A 25581-nucleotide genomic window follows, 5' to 3' on the forward strand; every position below is an offset into this window, starting at 1 on the left:
AAATTATATACAAGCGGTGAAATACTGGTTGATTTATAGGTGTTCTTTATATTATAGTATAAATGGAAAGTTTAATACTAAAAAAGTTATATATGTAGTTTCTCACAAACTGAGAAATTACTATATCGCACCATTGATTAGTTTCGTCAGTTGTAAATAAAAGGCAGCAGTAGTTAAGAAGAGGAAAATCCTATGAATGCACAACGATTCTTAGGCGTAGCTTTGTCGGCGTGTGCAGCGCTTGTACTAATTTCCGCTTTATATTTCAGTACTACTGCTGAGGCGGTGTGCCCCACAGGCCAGGCTTTCTGCTGCCCGCAGCCGCCGTTCAATAGCATGGGGCTTTATTCGAACCAGAGCGGCAATCTTTATGAGGAATGCAACGATATCTTAAACGGTGAGAGAAACTTTCTGGAGTTCGACGACCTGGCGATCTCCGCTACAATAGCGGCTCAGGGGAATGCTATAGATACAAAGGTCTGGTTTTTCGAGGCGGAAAATAACGCGATCTCCCAGCAGTTCAATGATCTAGTATCTAAAAATGCCACAACGCTCGCCAAAACCGACAAGATAGTAATAGGCCACTTCACGGGAGATATTTTCCCCAGCTTGCGGACAGCGGGTCTAGCCGCTGTAGTCACCTCAAACAGCGACGCCAATAATATCGGAGATTCTCTATGCGCGGGAGTAGGGCCGGACGAGCTTATACTCTCGTTGTGGAGAGTTGTGCCAGGCACAGGAGGGAACATCGGGCTGCTTGACTGCGGAAGCCTCGATACTACGCTACCGTTCGGCACCGGCGACTTAACCGGAGTGGTCTGGAGCATGACGAAGGGTGATTTCAACCATGACGGAATAGAGGATATATTCGTCAACTATCTGGGCGACGGCGGTTACAGAATAATCTCGTTCTCGGATGCGACGGACCCTGGTGATATATTTGGCGGGGTTACATACGGTCCCGAGGGTACGGGGCTTGTGCTTCGCGATGTCGCAGTCGGTGACTTTAACGGCGACGGCAAGCAGGATATTGTGGGTGTTGGTATAAGCGGCACGGACAAGCTGGAACTTTATCTGCTCGAAGTGGACCCCGTTACTCTCGCCATAACTCCTACCATGATTGATATATCCGCTCTCGATTTTACGCTCAGTGTGAGGACTGTAGCTGTGGCAGCGGGGGAGTTTGACACTATCAATCCTTTTGTGGACGAGATTATAGTGATAGGGGGGATTGATTACCCGGGCCAGGTAAGCGGCGAGCTAATACTTGCCGAAATCAAGGCCTTTGAGCTGGATCCGAGCACAAACACGCCGATAAACGTAGCGACCCAGACTATAAACAGCTCCGATGTCGATTTAGGGGGCGGCGCGGATATAATAGTCATGGCCGACAGCAAAAAGTTTATAACCGGTGAGCAGCTTACCGCGATCGGGATGAGCGCCCAGTTCGTCAATTGTCAGGACGGCTGTCTGTCTTTTGTTCAGCTGTCCATCGTGGACTTCGATAACAATGCTCCGAACCCTTTGAGTTTCAGCCTGATTAATCACACCTTCGCGGCTGATACTATTAGTCTCGGGGGCCTGCGCTTCTGTATGAGCGATATAGCCGTAGGGAATTTTAATTATAACACTGACATTCCCGTACCTGTCCCGTTGGTCGCGGCTGTTTTTTATGAGGCGAGCTCAGGCTGCAGGTTTGACAACTTAAAGACGAACGGTACTACCTTGCGCATATTCGATGATACTGCACAGTTGTCCGAAGTGATTGTAGCCGATCTGGGAGACGGTATAATAGGGGCTCCCCAGCTTGCGGCCGGGGACCTCGAGAGCCACTCTTTTTTACTCGGCGATCCCAATAAAATTGTCATTAACAATCATAAGCAGGTGGATCTTGTCCAGGGCGTACCCCCCATGCATATGACCAGCCTGCCGGGCCCCCAGGGGGCATCCAACACTCCGGGAGAGATAACGGCTTTTCCGCTTAACTTTTTCTCTACGTTCGGAGAGGAAGTGACTTCGGGTCAGTCTGTATCGTCAACAAGCACTACGAGTTACAGTTTTTCTACCAGGCAGGAATTCTCAGAAAAAATTACTTACGGTTTTGCGGACGTCGATAGTGTCAGCGCAGCCTTTACTCAGACTGCAGAGCAGTCACATGACGGCAGCGTTTCAAGAAAGTTCGATAGATATGTGGAGGAGAGTGAGAGTTTTGAGAGCAGCACCTCCACTGACGATATTCTGTTCTTTACCCAAAAGAATTTGAATATATGGACTTACCCCGTCCTGGGGGCGGACGGTCAGGTGTGCGCAGCTTGTGTTGCCGGGTCGTCTTGTCCTACCACCGACGTATGCACGATACCTACTGCTCCCATGCACATACAGTATACAGCGCCGGATAATATCCAGTTTAACCGAGTCCCTGCAGCCTCCACTATGGAGTGGTATCAGCCGGTAGTAGAGCCCCTAAACGTACTTACCTATCCGTGGACTCTGGCCCACCTCGAAAACGAGTTCCCCGGCTTTTTGCCCATAGACGCTAATGAGATACAGGTAAACTCTACGGGTCCCTCGGGTGCGTCGGAAGTTTCAGTAAAGTGGCAATCGACCACCACGTCGGGGATAACAACGGGCTCGGGAGAAACTCATTCCTTTAATACCTCGGAGGCTGTTTCGGGAAGCGTGGAGTTTGACGGCGTCGGAGGAGATGCTGACGCTTCTTTTGACTACAACAAGAGCAGGTCGATATCCAACAATCTTACGACCGAGAAAACCACTACGGCTTCGCAAGGGTTTACGATTACGAGAGAGGACGCTTTCCCTGCTGCGACCGATACCCAGTACCCATACGCGTCGCTGTTGTTCGGCCAAACCCCGCCTGAATTTACGCTGGATAAGCGAACTCTTGCGAGTGTGGTGGACCTCCAGACGGAGGGCCCGCTGTTCCTGGGCTTTATGGCGAACCCGAATGCCATGACCTCAGGAGGCTGGTGGACATCTACATATACCAGCCCGGACGTCGGCCTGAACCATCCGTTCCGATGGACGTTTAACACCCCTCCGGACGATAATATAACCCAGCTCGGCGAATTCACATTTAATCCAAAGGACCAGTTCCCTACCGTCCCTGTAAAGACCCTGTTCTATCACATGAGGGGCTTCTTCGTAGTACCGGAAACCTTGCCGGACACGCCCTGCGACGACCATGAGGCGATCGGGCCTCAGAGGACGAGGGCCGTCGAAGGGGACACCCTGCTTTTGTGCGCGAGGGTTTATAACCTGAGCCTGACTGATATGCCGGCGGGATCGGAGGTCATGGTCCGGTTCTACCGTCAGGAATGGGACGGCAGCAACTTGACGGGCGACAGCGTACTTATTGGAGGCACGCAGACGCTGCCCGTGATACCTCCTTCGGGAAACAACCCCGATAACTGTACGGAGCCGTTTACCGACCCGAGCTGTACTAATCCGCCTAACTGGGAATTTGCCCGAACGACGTTAGATACGACCGGGCTCGGTGATACATACTGGTATTTCTGGGTGGTGGTCTGGATGGAAAACGGCGGCTCCCTTGTCTCGGAACTGCCCGGGCTGGGGTTGAATCGGATTCCCCCCGCAATGATTACGTCGTTTACAGATGTGGACGTCCAGGATTTCAGTAACAATGTGGGTCTTTATAAGCAGGTGTTCTATGTACAGCCGCCTCCTCCCGCGGCTTTGTCGCTTACATCCTCCTCATCCGGGGAGGAGCTTACAAGGATAAATGGCGCGTCTGTCGAGGTGGAGAGCGTAACGGCTTCTCCATTTAAGATAGTTCCCGGGGAGAGGTCTGGTATAGACGCCATAATAAAAACTATCGGCACTGCCGCGGACGACGTCACAGTCTCGTTTTTCGACGGCGATCCGGATAATGGAGGCGAGCTTTTCGATCAGGAAGAAATACCGCATATACGGACGGACAGTAGTTTTGTTGCATTTGCTTCTTTCTCGCCGCAGGAATGCGGATTTCATAATATATTTGTGGAGGCTCGCTCCAAGGTGGCGCCTCCCGCGGTGAACATGACACAGATGGTTTTGGAATGTCCTCGAGTAATAATAACGGAGGCGGTATATACCGAATCTATTCAGGAACTTCTTGTCAAAGGTATTGTCGAAGGACTCGAGATTGGAGGGAAGGTGGAGCTGTTTGACCTTGAGACCGGCGAGCTGCTTGGGGAAATCCCTGAGGAGAATCTGGGGATAAAGGACGGGAAGAAGCGGTTTTCTTTCCTTTTGAATAATATTGGCGAGAATGAGGCACCGTGCGCGGTGCTTGTCGTAGCCGGCAGGGCGAAGGATCTGGGGCTTGTTGATGGTAATGAAGCGTGTGGAGCGGTTCCCGTACCTCCAACACCCACGTCAACGCCAACACCTACACCCATGCCTTCACCTCCTCCGTCGGGGGAGAACGTTGCAGTGGTGGGAGACGTGACGATAATCAGCCCCGAAGGGACTGTGATATCAGGAGCGGAGCAGGTAACGCCCGAATGCCCGGATATGATTGACGGCCTCATCGCCGAATACCCGTTAGGCTTCTTTACATACAAGGTATCGAACGTAACGCCCGGCGGGACGATACAGGTCGAATACATGCTTCCGCCCGGAGCGGGGCCCTTCAGCAGGTTCTTTAAGTTCGGCCCCACCCCTGACAACCCCGTGCCCCACTGCTACGAGTTTACGTTCGACGGCACGACAGGGACCCAGTTCCTGCCTAACGGGAACATACTGCTCACAATAATGGACGGCGGTAGAGGGGACTCGGATCTTACTGCGGACGGGATGGTTACCGACCCGGGAGGGCCCGGTGTGCTTATTGCTGTAGACGGTGACCCCGACTCGGGAGGCGGCTGCGGACTGGCGGGGATATCGGTTACAGAGTCGTCTCTGCCAAACATTCTGATTCCGATTGCGCTCGGATTACTGGTCGGCGTCCGGGTGGCTGTCAGAAGGAGGCGTGATAGCGCATAGCTATAAGCAGCATATTGAGGCGTTAACCGAAGCAAGTTTACATTTCCTGTTTACTGTGCTTACCTAAAGTCTCTATGGGAATCCTGGGAAGACCCCCTTCTTTAGGCGTTTCCGCGGAAGCGGCGAAAGACGCTCCAGCGGTTTTATCGAAGAAAGCCACCGGGCGGTGGGTGCTTGCCGCGACCATACTCGGCGCGAGCATGGCCTACATAGACGGCACCGCCGTAAACGTTGCGCTTCCCGCGCTTCAGGACAGGCTGGGGGCTACGATAACAGAGGTGCAATGGGTCATAGAGGCGTACACGCTCTTCCTCGTGGCCCTGATACTAACGGGCGGCGTGCTCGGGGACAGGTTCGGAAGGAGGCTCGTTTACGGTATAGGGGCTGCGCTCTTTATGATATCGTCGGTTCTCTGCGGCCTTGCGGTGAATGTTGACCAGTTGATTGCCTTCCGCGCCCTCCAGGGAATAGGCGGGGCGATGCTGATTCCGGGCAGCCTCGCTATAATAACGGCTTATTTCGGGCCCTCAGAGAGGGGGAAGGCCATAGGGACGTGGTCCGCGTTCTCGGCTATCACAACGGCGGTCGGCCCCGTTCTCGGAGGGTGGCTTATCGAGAACGCGTCCTGGAGATGGATATTCCTCATAAACCTTCCCATTGCCCTTGCCGTCATTGTTATACTATTTTTGCGCGTTCCCGAGAGCAGGGGGGATACAGCTAAATGCAAGTTCGACTACTGGGGCACGGCGCTTGCCACAGCGGGACTTGGGGGGCTGATATTCGGTCTGATCGAGTCCTCGAATCTGGGCCTCGGTCATCCTCTCGTTACCGCGTCAATCCTGCTCGGCGCTTCCGCGTTAATTGCGTTTGTGATTGTGGAGGGTGCGTCTGAAAGTCCAATGGTGCCGCTTAGCCTTTTCCGCTCCGGCACGTTCAGCGCGGCAAATGCGGTAACTCTTTTCATGTACGGCGCTCTCGGAGGCACTTTCTTCTTTCTGCCCTTTGCCCTGATTCAGGTTTACGGCTATACGGCGACCGGGGCGGGGGCCGCTTTCCTTCCGATAATCGTAATACTGTTCGTATTTTCCCGCTGGGCGGGAGGATTGGTAGACAGGTACGGCGCGAGGATGCCCCTTGCCGCAGGTACCTTTATCGGCGGCGCGGGGTACCTGCTGATAGCGCTCCTTCAGGGAGACGGGAGCTATTTCACCACGTTTCTGCCGGGAGTAGCCGTGCTCGGTGCGGGACTCGCTCTCAGCGTAGCGCCCCTTACGACTGCGGTGATGAACGCCGTGCGGGTGAGTTTTTCCGGCACCGCGTCGGGTATAAATAACGCCGTGTCCAGGGTGGCTGGGCTTGTCGCAATCGCCGTGCTCGGAGTCGTGATACTGCACGCGTTTAACGGCCACCTGGATCACGGAATGGACTCTCTGGGAGTGCATCAAGAAGTGAAGGAGCTGCTCGATGGGGAGCGGATAAAGCTCGCCGGAGCGGAGATACCCGCGGAAGTGGGCCTAGAGATGAAAGCGGCGCTCGAGGGGCTCGTGCGGGAATCCTACGTAAAGGGCTTTTCCCTCATTCTATATACCTCGGCCGCTCTCTCTTTTCTTTGCACCTTTATAGCGCTCGCTGCTATGAGGAGGAGGGAGGAAGCGGAACATCCTTCGTCTTAGCTCAGGATTTGCAGGCTTGAGGATACATGCTGGTAGTACTCAGAGGAGTGGGAGAGAACTATTTCCCCCTTTTGTAAAGGGGAACGGTTCTTGCACTAGTTCAGAACCGGACGCCGTTGGCTACAAGGTCGCTAACTTGTGGAACTGCGTCGAAGGAAACATATTTAGGGCGATTTTATTGTTTAAAAGCCCGTTCGTCCTGAGCTTGGTCGAAGGACGGTTTCTTCCTGATTCCCCTGCAATCCCTACACTGCACAACCAGTTTCCTCCCCCTGCAAGGAGAACGATTTCGAGCTAGCGAGGAATCGGACGCACTTAGTTAAAAGCACATAAGCCCATCAATCTCGGGCATATCGCTGCTAAACCCAAAACAGATTAAGGTGGGGGGTCTTTTTCCTGCGACTCCGCTCCTTGATTCCTCTCTCTGTAAGGAAGGTGTCCTCCCGGCTCAATAGCACGACCAGCCGCCGTCCACGATGAGGCTCGCTCCGGTCATGTATTTCGACTCGTCGCTCGCCATGTAAACGACCGCGTACGCTATGTCGTCCACCTCGCCCCGGTATCCCATCGGCACTATCTGGCCCGCTATTTCGTCGAGCTGCTCCTGCGCGTCGGGGGGGTTGCCGATAAAGTCCTCGTTCATCTTGGTCTTTATGAATCCGGGGCAGATGGTGTTGACCCTGATCCCTTCTTTTGCGTGGTCAATCGCGAGGCTCCTTGAAAACTGGAGCACCGCACCCTTGGTGGTGTTGTAGGCGACCGCGTTCTGACACCCTATATGACTCAGCACCGAGCCGTTATTTATAATTACACCCCCGCCCTGCTTCTGCATGTGAGGAAGAACCTCTTTTGTCATGAGGTACATCCCCTTGACGTTGATGTCTATCATCTTGTCCCAGGATTCGACGCTCGTGGTGACGGCGGTGCCCGTCTCCAGTATGCCCGCGTTATTGAACAATATATCGATCCTGCCGAACTGCTTCACGAACTCATCTACGGTGGACTTGACGTCGTTTTCATTTGAAACGTCGCCCTGAATCGCCACTATCCTGCCGCCGCTTTCCTTTACCACCTCGTCGAGTTTCTCCTTTCTTCTTCCGGTAACGGTGACTTTCGCACCTTCTTTTGCGAACATGAGCGCCGTGGCCTTTCCGATTCCTTCATTACCCCCTGTTATGAGGGCTGTTTTCCCTTCGAGTCTCATTTTAAAACCTCCGTGATTGGTTTGATTGTGATAATAAACATAATGGGTTTATGTACATAAAGCGTACCTGATAAAGGGGGGAGGAATAACAATGAAATCCCGGCGTTTTCCCCGACGGCATTCGGAATAATATATGAACGGTCCCCTGCAAATCGGAGAATCAGGCTAAGCGTGTCGGGGTAAAGAAATAGCGTTGTGTCAAACACCTTCCTCCGTTGCGCGGGACTTGGATATATGGAGCCCAACGAGGCGGGCGACCATGATTGTGAGGTAGAGCTGGCCCATTATAGCCTCTATCATCGCGAGCGAACGCGCGTGGTCCGTCGCCGGAATAATATTCCCGTATCCAACCGTAGTAAGACTCACGTAGCTGAAAAAGAGGTAAAGGGGGGCGTCGCTTACCGCCTGTCCCTGTATATCGACGAACGAGCCCGGATATAAAAAATCGAGCAGTATATATATGGCGGTCCAGGAAAGTCCGATCAGCAGATATACGCAGACTGCCGCGAACAGTATTTCGGTTGTTACCTCTCTGCTCCTTATCAGATGCATGAAAATCCTGTAGGTAGTGTATAAAAAGAGTAGAACGGCAAATATGATATCCCTTCTTATGAGCACTGAGCGGTCTTCCTCTATGAGCGGAAAGTTGATTATTAAGCTGACCAGCCACGGAATCGCGAACAATAGCGCAATTATTATATACCGTTTCCTGTCGCTCACGGCGACTACGAGCGACATCATTACCATTATCGTTATTACGGTCATGAGTATCTGTCCCGCGAGGTCGTGTTCGAGATAAGGGTATGCGAGGATTAGCAGGAGGAGGGACTTGGTCAGATACGAGAATCTTCTCTTTCTCATACGGTCGAAGAGCCTTGACCATATGCTCGGTTTTTTTTGGTCGGGGTTGGGCATGACATCCTCCTCGATAAATTTTATAACGATTAACTATAACAATATTTAGAGGGAGAAAGTAGGGGGGCAAGAGCGGGAAAATAGAGAGTGATATTTGTGAAACATTCTTTGACCTACCTGCAGTATAATTAAATGATGTTAATTTGCATGCTCGGGAGTCGAATTTTGAAATTTTGCAGCGTGAGGATAATGCGCTTTACACACAATCATAATTTTCAATATCACGAACTGGCAGGGTGATTAAGATGAAGAATATTAGATCCGCTGCCTCTATTATGGTGCTGTCTCTCCTTCTCGCAGGGGGGATAATGGCGGTTAGCTGTCACAGCGACGAGCCTGCGAAGATAGTGAACGCTAACGCCTGCGGCGGGATAGAGCGTATCGCCTGCGCTCAGGGACAATTCTGCGAGCTGCCCGAGGGCAAGTGCGGAGTAGCCGATCTCGGAGGGGTATGTATCGAGCAGCCGGCAATGTGCACAAGAGAATACAGACCCGTGTGCGGCTGTGACGGGAAGACCTACGGAAACGACTGCGACCGCATGACCGTAGGGGTACAGAAGGCCCACGACGGGGAGTGCGGGGTTAAGTGAGAGCGGCACATAACATGTGCTCGTATTTGAGAATAGAGAGGCTGATGAGGGGTGTTGATTAGTCGGAGAAGTTTTAAAGAAATCATACATCAGCGCAGAATCTGCGCTGCGGGCTCGGCCTTCCAAATCTTTACAAAAACCCATTCATCCTGAGCCCGGTCGAAGGATGCCCCACTGTTTAATCCACTTCTTCTGCGTTTGACTCTAATCGGTCATTGCGAGGTTGCGCAGCAACCGCGGCAATCTAGATTTTTGCTCTCCATCGTGAATCCTGAATCGCGTGCGTCTTTCTTCATTCTAGCCCGTTCGCCCTGAGTCCAACCGAAGGACATATAACTGTCCTCTTTTTCCAACTTACGCGCTGTTACTCCGGGTCTGGCGGAAGCTCCAGATTCTCAAGACATTCAAGCTCGCACTTTGTAAGGCGGGTGACGTTAAACGCCGTAACCTGCTCGCAGGTAATGGGGTCTGCCGTAAACGTTACGCTGTCGCCTTCCTCGAAGCTCTCGCATGCGCCTATAACCTTGTAGGGCTTCTGCCCGATTATCATGTATTCTCCCTTGATTTTAACGACCGGATATTCCACCTGGTTCTGGGCTATTGCCGGCAGTGTTAAGAACGTGATCAGAAGTGATAAAATTAGTATCCTCACGAAAAACCTCCTTTCGACTTCTCTGACTGGTATGATTTAGCTTAACGTCAGAACCATTATACTGTCACTGGGTGACTAACACAATCGGATTTTATGCGCAGCCGTCCGGTATTATTCGGGGACGTTTTCCCTTATGCGCTTAACGAATTTATTTAATTCGGCTATTTCCTTCCTGTCGAATTTTGAAAGGAAGTGTTCCCTTACAGTGCGCTCGTATACAGGCCACATTTCTTTCCTCAGCTTCCTGCCCTTCTCTGTAATGCACGCGAAAATGCCCCTCCCGTCTACAGGGCATGCGGTCCTGCTCACGAGGCCTTCTTCTTCAAGTCTTTGTACGAGCCTTGTGACGTTGTATTTATCGAGGAGCACCCGCTTTCCGAGCTCATTCAGTCTCAGGCTTCCGTCCGGATGCCTGTCGAGCTCCCAGAGGACGTCGTACCAGGCAAGCGGCGGAAACCCTTTTTTCTTGAGTTCCTCACCGACTTTATTCAGCAGGTGCTGCTGGGCTTTCACAAGACCCGTCCATGCGGAAGTCTCCGTATCCGTCCAGTTTTTGTTGTTCTCCTTACTGCTTTTTCTCTCCATATTCACAATATAATGCATCCTTGTTGCATTTGCAACCATCTTATGCTATATATTTATATAGTTGCAATTGCAACTACTATACCAATTTAAGGAGGTCTCTGAAATGAGACAGATTACAAGAGAGGAATTGAGCGCTCACATCGACAACGGCTCGCCCGTGACCCTTGTCGAGGCGCTTCCCGAGAAGTACTGGAGAGAGGGGCACCTGCCGGGCGCCCTCCAGATGGACTATACGGAGGTTGAGGAGAAAGCCGGAGCGCTCCTTCTGGACAAGGGCGCCAGGGTCGTAGTGTACTGCGCGAGCACCGAGTGCCAGAACTCGACCAAAGCCGCCCGTACGCTCGAGAGTCTCGGGTACTCGGACGTATACGAGTATGCCGAGGGAAAGCAGCACTGGATTGAAGCGGGGCTCCCGCTCGTGTCCGAGAAGAGTGAGAATTGACTTCGGGGAGGGGGATTTCGTGTTCTTATAGGTCTGAGAAATATAAAGAAAAAAATCCCCCTCACTCCTACCTGCGTAGGAGGGAAATAACAAGGAGGAATTAGATATGTTCAAAAAATTATTTGATACTGATGAAAGTGATTCGGGTTCCTTGATAGCTAGGGTCTTTCTGGGTGTCGTGATACTTCCGCACGGGCTTCAGAAGCTGTTCGGCATGTTCGGGGGCTACGGATTTTCAGCCACGGTCGATTACTTCACCGGCATAGGCGTGCCCGCGCTGATAGCGGTGCTCATTATACTGGGTGAATCCTTCGGAGCGCTTTTCCTGATCGCGGGGTTCATCAGCCGCCTGGCCGCGGCGGGCGTCGCTCTTATAATGCTCGGAGCCGTGCTCATGGTGCACCACCGGTACGGGTTTTTCATGAACTGGTTCGGAGCGCAGGAAGGGGAGGGCTTCGAGTACCACCTGCTCGCGCTCGGACTCGCTCTCGTAGTGCTCCTCCGCGGCGGCGGGAAATGGTCCGTGGACAGTGTGATAAGAAGGAGAATCGAGTAGCTATTTTGCTGTCCGGAGGTTTTGAGCCGTTTAAATTAAAGTGAAAGGCACCCGGAAATTTATTTATCCCCGTCATTTATAAAAAGCATTTGACTCCGTACCCAGGTACATAGTTTAAACTATGTTCCGAGGTGCTAAATGAAAGCAATCGCCATTAGCGAGCTGGCCAGAAGGGCAAACGTAACAAAGGAGACGATTCGCTATTACGAGCGGCGGGGGCTCATACCCGAGCCTCCCCGCACAGAGTCGGGATACCGTCAATATTCGGAAGAATCCGTCTCGCGTCTCCTGTTCATCAAACGAGCCCAGAAGCTGGGATTTTCCCTGAGGGAAATCTCGTTGCTTCTATCCCTGAGAGTGGACCGCAATACTACCTGCGCCGATATAAAAAATATCGCACAGGGAAAAATTTCCGAGATCGAGGATAAGATCCGCTCGCTGAAGAGGATAAGAAAAGCGCTGACAGAGCTAATAGCTCTATGCAGCGGTGAGGGCCCGACGACCGGGTGTCCGATAATCGACCTGCTCGATGACGAGGGCAGGAAATAAGCGGGAATCTCCCTGTTTGGAGGGCCTTTTAAGACTAATGAATACTAAAATGTCTGGTAAAAGTAACAAGATAACTCTCCTGTCTTTCCTGGGTTCCGTTCTCGCAGGGCTTTTGGCGTCCTTATGCTGTATAGGGCCGCTTGTTTTTATATTTCTCGGCATAAGCGGGGCGGCTTTTTTTACAAAGTTCGAAGAGTACAGATGGCCTCTCGGAATCCTGGCCGTGGGATTCCTCGCGGTCGGGTTCTTCTTCACCTACAGAGGAGGGGAATGCGCCCCGGGCAGTAGCTGTGCGGTAAATCCCGGCAGGAAAAAACTGAATAAAATCCTTCTCTGGATATCGTCTGTTTTAGTGGCTGCTTTAATCTTTTCACCCGATATTATAGGGTTTTTATTAACTTGAGAATTCAATGGAGGTGTGTATCGCATGAATAATTTTAGCAAATTACAGGTTGCGACATTTTTACTGTCCGTAATGTTATTTCTAGGTTTTTATATATACAGCCCCTCAAATGCTACGGCTTCGGGGAAAGAAAGCCCGTCTGATATAAACGAAGTCGTGTTGAAAGTGGAAGGGATGACATGCAAGGTCTGCCCGCTTACGATTAAGACCGCTTTGAAAAAGCTAAACGGAGTCGTGGACGCGGACGTCAGCTTCGAAGACAAGGAGGCCAGAGTAACGTATGAAGAAGGAGAGGTTACTGTGGAGCGGATTATTTCAGCTATAGAGGACGCAGGCAGCTATAAAGCAGAAATTGAGAGGAGATAAAAAAACTAAATATGGCTCTGACAAAGTTTGACTTAATAGTAATCGGTACGGGGACTGCGGCGTCCACAGCCGCTCATAAATGCAAATCGAAGGGCTGGGGAGTCGCGGTCATAGATTCGAGACCTTACGGCGGCACATGTGCGTTGAGGGGATGCGACCCGAAGAAGGTGCTGGTAGGAGCCGCAGAGCTTATTGACTGGAACAATCGGATGCGGGGGAAGGGAATATCCGCCGCCGATATTCAAATTAACTGGTCCGAGCTAATGGGTTTTAAAAGAACATTCACCGAGCCCGTACCTGAAAACAGAGAAAAAGGGTTTACAAAAGCGGGTATTGCAAGATTTCACGGCAGAGCGCGTTTTGTCAATAGCGATACAATCGAGGTGGGCGATGATACGCTCACGGGTCGGTACGTGCTTATCGCAAGCGGGGCAAAACCCGCTGGATTAAACATTCCCGGCGAAGGGCTCCTCACGACAAGTGATGAATTTTTGAAACTCGACGCGTTACCCGAAAATATCGTTTTTATCGGGGGCGGATATATATCCTTTGAATTTGCCCATATAGCCGTGCGTGCCGGAGCCAAGGTTAAAATTCTGCATAGAAGCGACAGGCCGCTTGCGGGTTTCGATCCTGATTTGGTTAACCGGCTGGTCGAAGCATCGCGTCAACTTGGTGTGGATATAGAATTAAATACCGCCGCCGAGGCGGTTGAAAAGAAGGGTGAGCGATTAGTAGTTCATACGTCCGGAAACTCGAAAGGGATCTTTAATGCCGATATGGTTGTGCACGGGGCGGGGCGTGTGCCTGAAATAGACGATTTAGACTTGGAGAAGGCGAATATAAAAAGAGAAAAAAAGGGCGTATCCGTAAATGACTATCTACAAAGTGTATCAAACCCCATTGTCTTTGCCGCGGGCGACGCTGCCGCAAGCGGCGGCCCTCCGTTAACACCTGTCGCCGGTATGGAGGGTCACATAGCGGCCGGTAATTTAATCAATGGAAATCACCGTACACCTGATTATTCCGGTATCCCCAGCGTTGTTTTTACAGTCCCGCCCCTGACTTCTGTAGGGTTGCAGGAGGAAACTGCAAAAAAACAGGGGTTCAGTTTCAAAACCAATCATTCGGATACCTCGGGGTGGTTCTCCTCCCGGCGATTAAATATAAAATCCTCGGAGTTTAAAGTACTGGTTGAAGATGGAACTGATAACATCCTCGGCGCGCACATATACGGTCCTCATGCGGAAGAGATAATTAATATTTTCGGAATTGCCATACGCTCGGGATTAACCACGGAGGATCTCAAGTTGATGCCGTATTCATATCCGACCAGTGCGTCGGATATTAGCTATATGGTGTAGAGGCGGGAATGAGTTTAGAAAATAAGGAACGGTGCAAACAAGATGCAATTGGAATCACTGATAAGATGCCCGGAATGCGGGTTTGAAAAAAAAGAGACAATGCCGACAGATTCGTGTCGGTTCTATTATGAATGCGCGAACTGCAAAACACTCTTAAAGCCGATAGAAGGCGACTGCTGCGTGTTTTGTTCCTACGGCAGCGTTAAATGCCCGCCGATGCAGGGGGAAAATAAAGCTTAAACGTCCCTTTGTATTAACCCGAACAAATATCTGTAATGATTAGATAAATAATCCAATCTAATCAAAAGACAAGTCTGTTCTGGATGAGCGTCAACTTCATCTGAACACATTCACGACGCTGCAGGCGACTTTGCCGATTACCATTTCAGGGTCGAAGTCTTCCCATCTGATAGATGAGCAGGGGTAATTCTTATTGTATGGTCTCAGGCTCAGGCCGCTTGGCTCCGGGTAGCACTCCCTTATTATTACCCCCGTTCTCGGAATATTGAGCGTGTATACGCTTCCCGACAGAATGTCCTTCATACGTGTATTGATCAGAATATGAGCTCCGTCCATGAGAAGCTTCTCCATAGAGTCCCCGTTTACCCTTACAGCGATGTAGCCCTCCATGAAGAGATCCCTCGATATTAGAGCTGTATCCACGGTCTCGAGAGAGGAGAGGTCTGGAGGTACGTCTCCGGTGAGCGAGTAAACCGGAAGCTCTACGTATTTATCGAGACCGTAACGTGGTATCTCGCCCCCTACAGGCAAGGTACGGAGTGAATCTGCGGATAATGACGGTTCCTGTTTTATAAAATCAAGCGTTAGCTCCTCTCTTTCGCAGAATGAGATAAGTTTGTCCAGAAACGATATGCTGTCCCTCCGTTTGGCGTTCGAAAGCGCCCCTCTGCCGACGCCGAGAGAATCGGCGACCTCGTACTCCTTTGTAAAGCCCTTAAGCGACTTAATAGTTTCGATTATTTCTTCCACGGATTTTCTCATCTCGGACCCTCCTGATTATAATAATGCTGCTTCACAAGTTGTAAGATTTTTTACAGATTGCGAATTAGCTGCTTGCTAATTTATACATTTCGTGTTTTAATGTAGTAAAGCAAAAGGAATTTTACGAATATTGTAGATTTTAATGTAAGTATTTTGCAATAACAAGGGAGTCGCTTTATTCTCTTGGCCAAGGGTCTGGGATTTTCAATAAAAATCTTTAAATACCGCGGCTATTTTGTTTAGTACAAGCCGTTACCGGAAGAGGAATCTTCCCGACGGAGTATTGCCCGCTCTTCGGGGCATAACGGGCTTTCGACCGGGATTAAAAATTCAATAATCTCGTTAAGAGAAGCGGAGGCTTTATTATGAAAGAAGACAGGTTCAAGGTATCGAGTGAATTATTCCGGAGAGTTTTGACCCATATAGATTTACTATCAAGGGATGAGCTGATGGAGATTCAGGCGGAACGGCGGGAAGTTAAACCCGACCTGTGCTCGCCGGCCTTCTATCACATGATACTCGCTCTTGAAGACCTGGCTAGGGCGGAGCTTGTAAACCGGGACCTGATGGGTGATTCGGAAGATTGACCTGTTCCGGAAATAGCTGTTCGTGAGGGTCAAAAACTTTTATAAAATAATGTATTATTAATGATTATCAGTTATTCCCCGGAGGACTATCTCCGGTTCAAAGGGGCGGTTGTCGGAGCAATACATATAAAGCGAAAGGAGGAGCTTTATCATGAGGAGAATACTTACGTCATCCGTAACCGCCGCGATTCTTCTGGTGCTCGTTGCGATAGCAAACACTGGAGGATGTAAAAGCGGGGAGACCTGCGATTTCACTTTCAATCAATTCCTGAACGGCTCATCTGCCGATACCCAGGATTCCGAATGGGAGTGCCAGAACGGCGGGGTCATTGTTTTCACGATAGCTTTTTTCGGTGACAGCACGGGTTTCAGGTCGGACACTGGCGAGTTCACATGGGAGCAGATCAGGTGCAGGGCGATTGACTTCGAGACCGTAGCGCTCGAGACGGGGACCTTTGATAATATAATGGGTACCATTACGACCATAGGAGACCGGACGCTCGGAAACCTCTCCCTTGAGCAAGAGTCGGACGAGCTCGGCGACATCACAGTCACGTGCACATATAATCAGTTCTGATTTAGAGGATACTATGAGACGAAACAGGGTAGCGTTCGTATTACTTCTCGTGCTGGCTTTAGGTGCTATGGCTGCGTACGTGCTCGAACTGGAGTGGGCGCGCGACGAGGAGCTTGTGACCGGGGAGGACAGTCAAAACGCCGTGGAGCAGGCGGAGGATGAAAAGAGCGGGGAGGACACTGTGGGCAGTCTAGAGCAGAAGATAGAGGAAACGAGGCACCTCCAGGAAAAGCGTAAGAAAATAATGGACGAGATGGTGGAGGGCGGCATCGCCGAGAGGATAGAGAACCCGGCGGGGCAGCCTTTCGTTTACGTGATGGACCCCTTTTTCGGACTGTCTTTCGAGGAGCAGGCCGCGCTCATGAACGTCGTATGGTCATACTACATAACCGAGGACCGGAACTCGGACGTCGTTACTATATACGACGACAAGACGGGGCATGAGATCGGGACATACAGCGGCGCCGGATTAAAGATAGGGGAGTGAAGGACGTTGGAATCTAAAATATATTAAAAGTATCTATCGAACCTAAGAAAAATCCCGCTCGTCCTGAGTCCTATCGAAGGACGTCATTGCGAGCAACGGTTTTGAACGAGTGTAAGAACCGGACACCCCTGCTTAAATATATACTAGCAGCTATGCTATGGAACAGGTTGATTAAAAAACCTCCGAAGAATGCGTGGCAATCTTGCTTTTTCTTTTCCCGGCATTACAGAACGATTTCGATCAACAATTGCGAGTGAGTGAGGAATTGGTCGCCCTCGGCTGACTGCAGTCTATCTTGTTAAAAATGTCATAAAAACCAAATTGAGAAATCAGACGCCCTGGCCTACTGGGGTGGAATTAAAATATTCTAGATGTAGTAATTTATTTTTACCTATCTTTCTGTAAACCACACAGTCTTTTCGAGAAACACACTACGTGTGTGTCTCTACCATTTCTCCGAAGCCCCTCGTAATACTCAATCAATTTTGATATAAGCCTGTTTTCTTAAATCATGTAAAATATTAACCGCTATGGAAAGGTTCAGGAGCTTTGACGGGGTGGAGCTTGCCTTCACCGATTCCGGCGGCGGCGGAGAGCCGCTCGTGCTTTTGCACGGATTCACCGGCTCGTCCTGTATAAACTGGGAAGAGACCGGCGTTTACGAAAAGCTCGTCGAGAGCGGGCGGAGGGTTGTAATGCTCGACGCCCGGGGGCACGGCGAATCAGAAAAGCCTCACACCTCATACTCATACTGGAACAGGGCGATGGCGAGGGATGTAGAGGCGCTTGTCGAGCACCTCGGTCTCTACGAGTACGACCTTCTCGGATACTCCATGGGGGCGAAGGTATCTATAGAGGCTGCCAATATGTACTCGGACATAAGGAGCCTCACGCTTGCGGGCCTCTCGATTTACGATGAGGAGTGGCATCTTAGCGAGGAGGACAGGAGAGCGCGCCTGGATGAAATGCTCGCCGAGAAGCTCAGGGAAAAAGACGCGGCTGAGAATTGGGCCGTAGGTCCGGGCGGGGACAAAAAGGCGTTTGCGGCGAGGCTCGAAGGATCGATTTTTCCCGAATATACACTGGATGATCTGAGAAATATCCGCGTGCCCGTGCTCGTTATCAACGGCTCGGAAGAGTACGACGCGAAAAAGGCGGCCTCGTTCTTCCCCGACGCAAAAGGCATTACGATAGACGGGGACCACCATAAGTTCCTCGTAAACGAGAATTTCACCGCGGAAGTGCTCTCCTTTCTCGAAAAAATCTGATCCGGCGCCCCGCCGATTCTGCTAGCTATTGTTAATTTCTCTCCATACCGCGTCCGGGTATCTATTATCAAATAGTCTCTGACCCCGCCGTGTTGGAGTATGCGCCGCAAATAGGTAAATTTGTAAGATGCGGGTCTGAGAATTATCCGTTCAGCCGCGGCGGGAATCCCGAGGGAGTGCGTTTGGGTATATGGAAATCGTAATCGCGTGGATTACTATAGCTTCTCTTATAATGTTTGTGCTGGGCCTGATCGACCCGGGCACCGCGCTCTTCTGGATCAGGGGTGAGAAGACGAGAAAAAGGGCGGCGATGCTCTATGGCTTCATCTTTTTCGTTATGATGGCTTTCGGCGTCGTATTTTTCCCCCGTACGAATCTCGAGAGCAAGCTATACACGTTGCTGGTATTCTGCGTAATCGCCATGGGGGCCGGGTTCGTCAACCCCTCGCTCGTTATGCCCTGGAGGAGGGCCGCTACTAAAAGAACAGTGGCGTTCTTTTATCTGCCCGCGGTCCTGCTGCTTGTGGGAGCTTTGTTCTACGCCGGTATGTCAAAGCCCGTGGACCCGAGGTACGACATCCCCGAGTACGAGAGGAGCGGGGCGGAGGAGCCCGGACTGATAGCCTTCAGAGCGGCTTCCGTTCTCCGAGGTGAGAATAACCTCGGCCTAAGCCGCGTAAGGGAGATTGACGTAACCGGCGCCGCCTCCGGCGGATACAACGTGCTCGTCGAATATAATATGGACGATGTTATGTTTGCCAGGTTCTTCAGGCTAAAGGCGGAGGCGGACATGACCTCGATATACAAGTCCCTTTACTCAAGCGGCTACGACATAAAAAAGGTTACCGTATCGGCTTATTTCCCCGTCGGGCCCAGGCGTGAGGATAACCCGCCAGTCGCTGTCTGGACTACTTCCCTCGGCAAAAAAAAGGCGGACAAAATAGACTGGGACAAGAGCGTTTACGAGCTTGAAGGGAAGATTCTTCCCAAGGCCTGGAAGACCGAGTACGTGCTTCCGGGATACGAGTAAGGGGCTTTTGCCGAAGCAGCCTGTAATCTCCGGTACTGAGCGCACACACAATGTGTGCTTATATACGATTTCTGCACAGAATCTGTGCTCATATACGATTTCTCCGAACCTCCATTTTCTCAACCACCCCAGGAGCGGCATCTCTGTATCGAGTACAGGACAGGCCTGCCGCGATCCCTTATGCTGCCTCTCACTCCTCCGAATATCACCGGCAATACATGAATAACCCACTCGTACTGAGCTTGTCGAAGGATGCCCACCTTTTCCCACACTCCTCCGCCTTCCCCACCTTATACGATTAATTTCCTTCCCACTCCCAGGGGGGGAAGTCAGGATGGGGGTGCACACGTAGTGTGTTTCTACGATTTTCCCCAACTCCTCCGAATATAACCAGCGGGCGCACTCAAGCCCGCTCATGCTGAGCGCACACAGAGTGTGCAGTCGAAGGACGATTTCTGCACAGAATCTGCGCTCATATACGATTTCTACGAAACTCCTTTGAACACACTCAACTAGACATGCATGCAAGCCCGCAAGCTTCAAGCTGTCACTATACCGGGGCGCGCCCTTCGATCGGACTCAGGACGAACAGGTTTGTGAGGCTTTGAAAGGTCAAGCCCTATCATCCTGAGCCTGGTCGAAGGATGCCCCGCAGTTTAATCTCCCCTCCATCTGACCCTAATCAGTCATTGCGAAGGGGCGACTTGCCCCGGCGTAGTCGAAAGACTAAGCCGGATGCCCCTGCGGCAATCCCGTTTTTTAGTTGTCATCCTGAACTAGTTTCAGGATCTATTTCACTTCATATTTCCTTTGTATAATTTTAGTGATAACCGTAGCCTATCTATCAATATCCATTATAATAACTTCGTCCGTTTATAAGGAATCGTCGGATCAAAACCGCTGTGAATAAGCAAAAGGCGAGGTGCGGGACCTATGTATCTGAAAATCATTCTTGCAGTGCTGATTATAGCTTTTATCGGGGCGCAGTTCGTGCCTGTGGAGAAGACTAACCCGCCCGTCGCAGGGGAGATCGAAGCGCCTGTTGAAGTGAGCGAGATACTGAAACGCTCATGCTACGACTGCCATTCGAACGAGACCGTGTGGCCGTGGTATTCCCGGATTGCGCCCGTATCCTGGCTCGTCGTTTGGGATGTGAACGAGGCGAGGGAGCATATGAATTTCACCGAGTGGAACAAGTATTCGCCTAAAAAGAAGGGGGAGAAGATCGAGGAGATATGGGAAGAGGTAGAGAGCGGCGAGATGCCTCTCTGGTATTATGTGCCGCTTCACCCGGAGGTAAAGTTGTCCGCTGCCGACAAGGACCTGCTTCGTAAATGGACCGGGGCTGCCTCTGGGAATGACTAATCTCCTGGCTAAAAATCGATTTAATCCTAACTCCTTCCTTACTCAAACCCGTATTTCGGTGCGATTCTTGCTGCTTGGCTGAGCAGTATGTAAAAAACCGGGGTGAGCGCTGATTCCGCGCCGCGTAAAGCATGTGAGCGCGCGGAGAATGCGCGCTCACAGGTATTATCTTTGCCTATTGCTTCTTTTTATTATCCCATTTCTTTTTCATTTCTTCCTTGTGTTTTTGCTTCATTTCAACGAGCTTTGTAATCTGCTCAGGGGTCAGCACAGTTTTCACGTCCAGCTTCATGTCGAGCATGACCCTCTTCATTTTATACTTCGAGTCCCACATTACATCGAAAGCCTTTATCACGTCGGCCTTGCTCGAAGCCGGGTCGGACATTACTTTCTTGAACGCGGTTTTATTTTCCTTGAAAGTCTCCGCGGCTTTGTCGAGCGCCGGCGAGTATGTAGCCTCTATTTCCTTTATTTGCGAGGTCTGCTCATCCGTAAGCTCGAGCTTCTTTACGGTAGCTTCGTCATTCCACCAATGCCCGTCTTTATGCCAGTGATGCCCGGCGTTGGCCGATGCGGAAAAGATAAGAAAAAGCAAAATCGGTAAAATCAAAAGTCTCTTCATTTAACTGCCTCCCGCTTATTTGGTTTGATCCTTTTAATATATTAACATCCGCAGGCCGAAAAGGTTTCAAATATTAACGGAACTTTTCCGGTGATAATTACTAATGCGTAAAGTTCGGCTTGAGAATTAGACGGTTTTGCTTCACTCCAGCGAGTCGATGTTTATCCCCGTCCGCGTGTGCAATATTTTACAGATACGCCTGCTTAATATTAAACTCAATCAGGGCTCCGGTCGGTCTCTCGCCCCTGAGCCATAACCGTAACAGCCCCGCTTTACTATATATTTATTTTATGCGGCTAACTGGTATGCAAATTGCTGTTATAGTAATTTAAACAATAAAAATGGAGGTAAATTTTAATGCGAAAATGGATAGGCAAATCATTTGCGCTATCATTTCTAGCTCTCGTATTTTTGTCCGCAGCTTGCGATGAAACCGATGACATATTCGACGACGGGCCTTCAAACGAGCCCAATTTCACGGCCGAGGGGATCGGCGAGAATACTGCGATCGATATGTTCATAGAGATACTTGCGTCGAGGGACGACAGGGAGGTAAGCGGTGACGGAACCGTAATAATCGACGGAGAGGAGTTCGATATAGATGTAATCGGCGGGTTCCTGCCGACGGATTTCGACGGCGAGCCGCCCATACCCCAGACCAACAGCCTTTCTCCGATCGATATAGTATGCACGCCGAGATTTGCGGAGCTTGAGGTACGCCTGAACCCGGGCAACTTCATAACCACCCTTACTATGAACGAATGCGAGAAGGACAATTCTGACATATTCGTCGATAACGGAGTGGTATTCAACCCCTGTAACGACGACGAGCCTGTTGATGACATTCAGGCTTTTAACGGGGTGTGCCTTGAGGATCCTGATTTGGGGGTCGAGTTCGGCAGGGACACGATGGTGCTCGGCGAGTTTGACGGAATGTGCGGCCCTGAATCGCCCTGCATAGTGCCGAGAGACGTCCTTATATTCGTCCCGGCTTTTAACGATGACCTCGATTTCGACGAATTAGAAGATGATATAGACGATATAGAAGACGAAATCGATGAAGCGTTTTAAACATTGAAAAGCGTTTACATTTAAGAGAAGTCGGATAATGCTCCTCCCTCCCTTCCATCCGGGAGGGAGGAGATTTTTTTAGCGTCTCGGAAAGGGACCTTAAACCGAAAGGCACCGTTCCGCATTTTTACAGACTTAAAAGTCCCCGTTCGTTCTGGTAGTGAGCTTGTTGAACTGTAGGAGCATGCCCCCCATTCCCCGTCATTGCGAAGGGGCGGCTTGTCCCGGCGAAGCCGGAAGCCCATGCGACAATCCCGTCTTCGTCTTTTTTACTTCCCCCTTAGAAAAAGAAACGGTTCCGAATGCATGAGGAATCGGACATCCTTGAAAAGAAGGCAACAGGCCAAATAAAGCTAAGGCACTAGGTTGCAATAACCAAATCAAGGAGGATTTTAGCCAACGGGACGAATGCACTCCTCGCCCCGGTTTTTGTAGGAGTTCACGTAAGTCGAGACTTCATAGTATTCCATCCCGTCCGAAGGAAAGGGCGCGAGCAGCGGCATCAAGTCGTCCGGGTCTTTTAGCTCCGGGTCGAGCCATACGGCCTCGTCCTTCTCGCGCAGTATTACGGGCATCCTGTCGTGTACGGGCTCCATCAGCTCGTTAGCCCCGGTCGTGATGATGGTGAAGGAGTGAAGCTCGTCTTCCTTCCCATGTTGCCACACCGCCCAGAGACCGGCGAAGGCGAAGAGCGTACTGTCTCTAAGTCTGAAGAAGTAGGGTATCCTCGTCTTTTTATCCGGTTTTTTCCATTCGTAGAACCCGGAGGCGGGCACCAGACAGCGCGTTTTCCTGAGCGGCTCCCTGAAGCTCGCTTTTTCCGACACGGTCTCGGCCCGGGCGTTTATCATCCTGTAGCCGCCCTTGGCGTCCCGGGCCCAGGGGGGTACAAGCCCCCAGCGCATCATCCCGAGCACGCGCCTGTCGCACTCAACTGTGATCACGGGGCAGTCCTGCGAGGGGGCGATGTTGTATTCGGGCTTTAGGAGAAACCCTTCCGGGTCTTCAAAACCGAAGCGTCCCTGGAGGCTGTCTTTATCCTTGGTCCGCGCGAATCTTCCACACATTTTTTATTTCCGAACTCCGTATGGGCATGTATCCCCCTCCGGCTGAGATACATCCATGAATCTAAATATAGCATGTCTCCCCCGCGTCAGGGAGGGGAGATTGAACGGATAAGCGCTGAAGGTCAGCCGTCCTCCTGCCCGCCGCTCTGATTCGTCCGGAACTCCAGCTCTTCCCTGCTCGTGTATATTATGGCTAGATAGCACTGTGATTGCTGCCCGTTCAGGAGAAGATTGATAACGGTGTCGGGCAGGACCCACTGCGCGCCGTACACAATGTCGCCTCTGCACACGGCGTCTCCTTTGTTTTCGTCGTTGATTACCGCATTGGGGTTTAAATTCTTCTCGATGTCTTTCCGGGGCGCGCCGTTTGCTTCGATAAGTATTTTCTTGAGCTTGTTGTAACGTTCCGGATATTCGTTCTTGTCCCTTATCTGCTGATTCAGTACGAAGCCGCCGCGGACTAGTTTATCGTCCCTGAATTTGTAAGTTATTAACATCAGCATCTTCTCTACGACGCCTTTGTATTCGAGCGTGTCATCATCTTCGTACACCGGCTCGTTCCGCTCGGTGGCCATGACTTCCTCCCTTGTCGCCCCCCAGTCGGATCCCCTGAAATCGTACTCTTTTACTTCAGGACCGGGTGTGGGGCCCGGGCTTTCCAGCTCTGCGGTATCCCCCGGGGGCGCGTTCCGGGTTTCTTTGCCGTTGTCATTGCATGCAGCGGCGAGCAGGCTGAAAATCATCACAAATGTTATTAGCAGATGGTTCTTCAAACCCTTTTTCCTCCTTATGGATATGGAAAATTGCGAATAGTCTACCTGAATGCGGGTGCTTTTCGCGGGAAAATTTCCCGGGCTTTAAAATTTTCATCCGAATACCGGTTCGGTTACGTAGTAACGATTAAAGCGATGAATAAGGCTGAGGACGGATAATTCAGGCATCCTTCCGGGACCGGGGATAAAAGGTTGATGAAGGAGAAGGGGAATCTCTACCGCTCAGGCGGGATAAATCAGCTGTGCCCGGCCGGGGGGATGCCTCTTCATTGTCCGGGCATTGCTGGCCGGCCCCGCTTTGAGGAAGGAGCGCCACAAACCGCTTGAGGCGACGGGGATTGCAAAATGAGTAATTTAATATTTCCTTTAATGAGTTTATAAGCCCGTCAGACTTTCCGCCCCGGCATAAACGGTCCCTCTTGCTCTCAAGATATCTCCGATCCCCCCATCTCCGCCACTCAAAGCGGGAATTCGTCATACGCTCCCGGATAGCGGGGTGAGAAACCGTAGATGCACCGAGCGTATTTAAGAAATACCGCCTGAAATAATAAGTGATTTCGGTCCCTTTATCTGTTATTCTTTAAAAAGTATTATTCGAGGGGGTGACAAGATGAAAATCCTGGTTCTGTTTCTGCTTGGCGTTTTGCTCTCGATTCTTCCGGGCGCCGGCATGGCGGCCGCGGACGATGTTCTCGAAAAGTTCCTGACCCCCAAGGGTGCTGACGACAGGTCAAACAGGGTGTATCCGGGGTACGACTTCGAGGACGTCATATTCACCCGCGAATACTTTTACTCTCTGGAGGAAGGCACCAGGCAGTTAAGGCGCTCCACCACAGGCCCCTGGAAATATATGGACCTTGATCTAACGCCTGCAAAGCCCGAAGATTCCTCGAATGAAGACTCCCTCCGGCCCGAAGGTGAATAAGTATTTATTTCGAACCGCAGTTCACGGCCCGAAGAAGACCAGGTGAACGCTGAGTTCCACTTTTCAGACTCCCGTCTCCGAAACACTTGGCAAGCCTCTTTTTAAGCTCGTGTAAAATAAGGTTTTATTAATTCTTTTCTACCCACCGGGAAGTCCACATTACCTCCATTTTGCAAGTTGTCTTTACCGGGTTTGGAAATTACGGACTGCTTCCGAATAGTGCGCGGTTCTTGGGCGGAAATCAGAAATACCTCCGTTCATAACCGGCCTGCGCAGGATTTGTATCACGAATAGTACAAAAACCCCCGTATAGACTACGATATATCGTAGTTTTGTTTTTAGCTCCTCCCTGAGCCTCCCTCGGAAAGAAATATTTATACAGTATTAACAGATAACTAGGGCTTTTTTTTGTTTGTAATCTCCTTATGGTACGAATATTGCCATAGTAGTTATATAGATTGCCATAGTAATTATAGAGAATAAGGTTGATAAAGCCTGACTGGA

General features: G+C 50.8%; 26 protein-coding genes. 18 read left to right on the top strand and 8 right to left on the bottom strand.

Features of this window, described 5'->3' with window-relative positions:
• Positions 1 to 192: 192 nt before the first annotated feature.
• Both RIG61_11735 and RIG61_11740 read left to right on the top strand, forming a co-directional pair.
• On the top strand, positions 193 to 5004 hold the full coding sequence (locus RIG61_11735) for a VCBS repeat-containing protein (protein ID MEQ9619826.1): 4812 nt from the start codon (positions 193 to 195) through the stop codon (positions 5002 to 5004).
• A 74-nt stretch (positions 5005 to 5078) separates the two neighbouring features.
• Positions 5079 to 6677, top strand: a complete 1599-nt coding sequence (locus RIG61_11740) for an MFS transporter (GenBank protein ID MEQ9619827.1) — start codon at positions 5079 to 5081, stop codon at positions 6675 to 6677.
• 448 nt (positions 6678 to 7125) lie between these two features.
• On the opposite strand, the gene RIG61_11745 is transcribed toward RIG61_11740, so the two are convergent.
• Together RIG61_11745 and RIG61_11750 are read right to left on the bottom strand one after the other, a co-directional pair.
• The gene (locus tag RIG61_11745; protein ID MEQ9619828.1) at positions 7126 to 7881 is read right to left on the bottom strand and encodes an SDR family oxidoreductase; all 756 of its coding nucleotides are present in this window, start codon (positions 7879 to 7881) and stop codon (positions 7126 to 7128) included.
• 198 nt (positions 7882 to 8079) lie between these two features.
• Positions 8080 to 8796, bottom strand: coding sequence for an ion channel (locus RIG61_11750; protein ID MEQ9619829.1), 717 nt, complete (start codon positions 8794 to 8796; stop codon positions 8080 to 8082).
• Between the two features lie 245 nt (positions 8797 to 9041).
• On the opposite strand from RIG61_11750, the gene RIG61_11755 reads away from it, so the two are divergent.
• Positions 9042 to 9386, top strand: a complete 345-nt coding sequence (locus RIG61_11755) for a Kazal domain-containing protein (GenBank protein ID MEQ9619830.1) — start codon at positions 9042 to 9044, stop codon at positions 9384 to 9386.
• A gap of 364 nt (positions 9387 to 9750) precedes the next feature.
• On the opposite strand, the gene RIG61_11760 is transcribed toward RIG61_11755, so the two are convergent.
• On the bottom strand, positions 9751 to 10038 hold the full coding sequence (locus RIG61_11760; protein MEQ9619831.1) for a hypothetical protein: 288 nt from the start codon (positions 10036 to 10038) through the stop codon (positions 9751 to 9753).
• Positions 10039 to 10149: 111 nt separating this feature from the next.
• Positions 10150 to 10623 carry a MarR family winged helix-turn-helix transcriptional regulator gene (locus tag RIG61_11765; GenBank protein ID MEQ9619832.1) on the bottom strand — a complete coding sequence of 158 codons (474 nt, stop codon included), beginning with the start codon at positions 10621 to 10623 and terminating at the stop codon, positions 10150 to 10152.
• Between the two features lie 103 nt (positions 10624 to 10726).
• Here RIG61_11765 and RIG61_11770 point away from each other — a divergent pair, with 103 nt between their 5' ends.
• From RIG61_11770 to RIG61_11800, 7 genes are all read left to right on the top strand, one after another.
• Positions 10727 to 11065 (top strand): rhodanese-like domain-containing protein, encoded by a 339-nt coding sequence (locus RIG61_11770; protein MEQ9619833.1) that lies wholly within the window; start codon positions 10727 to 10729, stop codon positions 11063 to 11065.
• A gap of 106 nt (positions 11066 to 11171) precedes the next feature.
• Positions 11172 to 11621, top strand: coding sequence for a DoxX family protein (locus tag RIG61_11775; protein ID MEQ9619834.1), 450 nt, complete (start codon positions 11172 to 11174; stop codon positions 11619 to 11621).
• A gap of 138 nt (positions 11622 to 11759) precedes the next feature.
• Complete coding sequence (locus RIG61_11780) at positions 11760 to 12170, top strand: MerR family transcriptional regulator (GenBank protein MEQ9619835.1); 411 nt, start codon at positions 11760 to 11762, stop codon at positions 12168 to 12170.
• Positions 12171 to 12207: 37 nt separating this feature from the next.
• Positions 12208 to 12573, top strand: a complete 366-nt coding sequence (locus RIG61_11785) for a mercuric transporter MerT family protein (protein MEQ9619836.1) — start codon at positions 12208 to 12210, stop codon at positions 12571 to 12573.
• A 24-nt stretch (positions 12574 to 12597) separates the two neighbouring features.
• Entirely contained in the window at positions 12598 to 12939 is a 342-nt protein-coding gene (locus tag RIG61_11790; GenBank protein MEQ9619837.1) for a heavy metal-associated domain-containing protein, read from the top strand.
• Between the two features lie 11 nt (positions 12940 to 12950).
• On the top strand, positions 12951 to 14303 hold the full coding sequence (locus tag RIG61_11795; protein MEQ9619838.1) for an NAD(P)/FAD-dependent oxidoreductase: 1353 nt from the start codon (positions 12951 to 12953) through the stop codon (positions 14301 to 14303).
• A 42-nt stretch (positions 14304 to 14345) separates the two neighbouring features.
• Positions 14346 to 14543, top strand: a complete 198-nt coding sequence (locus RIG61_11800) for a GDCCVxC domain-containing (seleno)protein (GenBank protein ID MEQ9619839.1) — start codon at positions 14346 to 14348, stop codon at positions 14541 to 14543.
• 96 nt (positions 14544 to 14639) lie between these two features.
• On the opposite strand, the gene RIG61_11805 is transcribed toward RIG61_11800, so the two are convergent.
• The gene (locus RIG61_11805) at positions 14640 to 15305 is read right to left on the bottom strand and encodes a S24 family peptidase (GenBank protein ID MEQ9619840.1); all 666 of its coding nucleotides are present in this window, start codon (positions 15303 to 15305) and stop codon (positions 14640 to 14642) included.
• A 365-nt stretch (positions 15306 to 15670) separates the two neighbouring features.
• Here RIG61_11805 and RIG61_11810 point away from each other — a divergent pair, with 365 nt between their 5' ends.
• From RIG61_11810 to RIG61_11835, 6 genes are all read left to right on the top strand, one after another.
• Entirely contained in the window at positions 15671 to 15892 is a 222-nt protein-coding gene (locus RIG61_11810; GenBank protein MEQ9619841.1) for a hypothetical protein, read from the top strand.
• A gap of 151 nt (positions 15893 to 16043) precedes the next feature.
• Entirely contained in the window at positions 16044 to 16469 is a 426-nt protein-coding gene (locus RIG61_11815; protein MEQ9619842.1) for a hypothetical protein, read from the top strand.
• A gap of 13 nt (positions 16470 to 16482) precedes the next feature.
• Positions 16483 to 16956 (top strand): hypothetical protein, encoded by a 474-nt coding sequence (locus RIG61_11820; protein ID MEQ9619843.1) that lies wholly within the window; start codon positions 16483 to 16485, stop codon positions 16954 to 16956.
• A 530-nt stretch (positions 16957 to 17486) separates the two neighbouring features.
• Entirely contained in the window at positions 17487 to 18224 is a 738-nt protein-coding gene (locus tag RIG61_11825; GenBank protein ID MEQ9619844.1) for an alpha/beta hydrolase, read from the top strand.
• Between the two features lie 190 nt (positions 18225 to 18414).
• Positions 18415 to 19254 (top strand): hypothetical protein, encoded by an 840-nt coding sequence (locus RIG61_11830; protein MEQ9619845.1) that lies wholly within the window; start codon positions 18415 to 18417, stop codon positions 19252 to 19254.
• A 933-nt stretch (positions 19255 to 20187) separates the two neighbouring features.
• Positions 20188 to 20619: a heme-binding domain-containing protein gene (locus RIG61_11835; protein MEQ9619846.1), complete on the top strand. Its 432-nt coding sequence runs from the start codon at positions 20188 to 20190 to the stop codon at positions 20617 to 20619.
• A gap of 175 nt (positions 20620 to 20794) precedes the next feature.
• On the opposite strand, the gene RIG61_11840 is transcribed toward RIG61_11835, so the two are convergent.
• Positions 20795 to 21241: a Spy/CpxP family protein refolding chaperone gene (locus RIG61_11840; protein ID MEQ9619847.1), complete on the bottom strand. Its 447-nt coding sequence runs from the start codon at positions 21239 to 21241 to the stop codon at positions 20795 to 20797.
• A gap of 357 nt (positions 21242 to 21598) precedes the next feature.
• Between RIG61_11840 and RIG61_11845 the strand changes: the two genes are divergently transcribed.
• Positions 21599 to 22312 carry a hypothetical protein gene (locus RIG61_11845; protein MEQ9619848.1) on the top strand — a complete coding sequence of 238 codons (714 nt, stop codon included), beginning with the start codon at positions 21599 to 21601 and terminating at the stop codon, positions 22310 to 22312.
• A 392-nt stretch (positions 22313 to 22704) separates the two neighbouring features.
• Here the strand turns inward: RIG61_11845 and RIG61_11850 are convergent, their stop codons facing one another.
• Entirely contained in the window at positions 22705 to 23379 is a 675-nt protein-coding gene (locus RIG61_11850; protein ID MEQ9619849.1) for an SOS response-associated peptidase, read from the bottom strand.
• A gap of 122 nt (positions 23380 to 23501) precedes the next feature.
• Complete coding sequence (locus tag RIG61_11855; GenBank protein MEQ9619850.1) at positions 23502 to 24152, bottom strand: hypothetical protein; 651 nt, start codon at positions 24150 to 24152, stop codon at positions 23502 to 23504.
• A gap of 610 nt (positions 24153 to 24762) precedes the next feature.
• Between RIG61_11855 and RIG61_11860 the strand changes: the two genes are divergently transcribed.
• On the top strand, positions 24763 to 25077 hold the full coding sequence (locus RIG61_11860; GenBank protein MEQ9619851.1) for a hypothetical protein: 315 nt from the start codon (positions 24763 to 24765) through the stop codon (positions 25075 to 25077).
• The last annotated feature ends 504 nt before the right edge of the window (positions 25078 to 25581 follow it).

The sequence above is a fragment of the Deltaproteobacteria bacterium genome (assembly GCA_040223695.1).
Taxonomy (GTDB): domain Bacteria; phylum Desulfobacterota_D; class UBA1144; order Nemesobacterales; family UBA2774; genus JAVKFU01.

Bases quoted from the DNA above. Each gene is read 5' to 3' on its own strand.
- RIG61_11825 (MEQ9619844.1), top strand. From the start codon at position 17,487: ATGGAAAGGTTCAGGAGCTTTGACGGGGTGGAGCTTGCCTTCACCGAT.
- RIG61_11755 (MEQ9619830.1), top strand. From the start codon at position 9,042: ATGAAGAATATTAGATCCGCTGCCTCTATTATGGTGCTGTCTCTCCTT.
- RIG61_11840 (MEQ9619847.1), bottom strand. From the start codon at position 21,241: ATGAAGAGACTTTTGATTTTACCGATTTTGCTTTTTCTTATCTTTTCC.
- RIG61_11860 (MEQ9619851.1), top strand. From the start codon at position 24,763: ATGAAAATCCTGGTTCTGTTTCTGCTTGGCGTTTTGCTCTCGATTCTT.
- RIG61_11845 (MEQ9619848.1), top strand. From the start codon at position 21,599: ATGCGAAAATGGATAGGCAAATCATTTGCGCTATCATTTCTAGCTCTC.
- RIG61_11740 (MEQ9619827.1), top strand. From the start codon at position 5,079: ATGGGAATCCTGGGAAGACCCCCTTCTTTAGGCGTTTCCGCGGAAGCG.
- RIG61_11820 (MEQ9619843.1), top strand. From the start codon at position 16,483: ATGAGACGAAACAGGGTAGCGTTCGTATTACTTCTCGTGCTGGCTTTA.
- RIG61_11815 (MEQ9619842.1), top strand. From the start codon at position 16,044: ATGAGGAGAATACTTACGTCATCCGTAACCGCCGCGATTCTTCTGGTG.
- RIG61_11750 (MEQ9619829.1), bottom strand. From the start codon at position 8,796: ATGCCCAACCCCGACCAAAAAAAACCGAGCATATGGTCAAGGCTCTTC.
- RIG61_11775 (MEQ9619834.1), top strand. From the start codon at position 11,172: ATGTTCAAAAAATTATTTGATACTGATGAAAGTGATTCGGGTTCCTTG.
- RIG61_11765 (MEQ9619832.1), bottom strand. From the start codon at position 10,623: ATGGAGAGAAAAAGCAGTAAGGAGAACAACAAAAACTGGACGGATACG.
- RIG61_11795 (MEQ9619838.1), top strand. From the start codon at position 12,951: ATGGCTCTGACAAAGTTTGACTTAATAGTAATCGGTACGGGGACTGCG.
- RIG61_11810 (MEQ9619841.1), top strand. From the start codon at position 15,671: ATGAAAGAAGACAGGTTCAAGGTATCGAGTGAATTATTCCGGAGAGTT.
- RIG61_11735 (MEQ9619826.1), top strand. From the start codon at position 193: ATGAATGCACAACGATTCTTAGGCGTAGCTTTGTCGGCGTGTGCAGCG.
- RIG61_11830 (MEQ9619845.1), top strand. From the start codon at position 18,415: ATGGAAATCGTAATCGCGTGGATTACTATAGCTTCTCTTATAATGTTT.
- RIG61_11780 (MEQ9619835.1), top strand. From the start codon at position 11,760: ATGAAAGCAATCGCCATTAGCGAGCTGGCCAGAAGGGCAAACGTAACA.
- RIG61_11805 (MEQ9619840.1), bottom strand. From the start codon at position 15,305: ATGAGAAAATCCGTGGAAGAAATAATCGAAACTATTAAGTCGCTTAAG.
- RIG61_11850 (MEQ9619849.1), bottom strand. From the start codon at position 23,379: ATGTGTGGAAGATTCGCGCGGACCAAGGATAAAGACAGCCTCCAGGGA.
- RIG61_11785 (MEQ9619836.1), top strand. From the start codon at position 12,208: ATGAATACTAAAATGTCTGGTAAAAGTAACAAGATAACTCTCCTGTCT.
- RIG61_11835 (MEQ9619846.1), top strand. From the start codon at position 20,188: ATGTATCTGAAAATCATTCTTGCAGTGCTGATTATAGCTTTTATCGGG.
- RIG61_11800 (MEQ9619839.1), top strand. From the start codon at position 14,346: ATGCAATTGGAATCACTGATAAGATGCCCGGAATGCGGGTTTGAAAAA.
- RIG61_11770 (MEQ9619833.1), top strand. From the start codon at position 10,727: ATGAGACAGATTACAAGAGAGGAATTGAGCGCTCACATCGACAACGGC.
- RIG61_11790 (MEQ9619837.1), top strand. From the start codon at position 12,598: ATGAATAATTTTAGCAAATTACAGGTTGCGACATTTTTACTGTCCGTA.
- RIG61_11745 (MEQ9619828.1), bottom strand. From the start codon at position 7,881: ATGAGACTCGAAGGGAAAACAGCCCTCATAACAGGGGGTAATGAAGGA.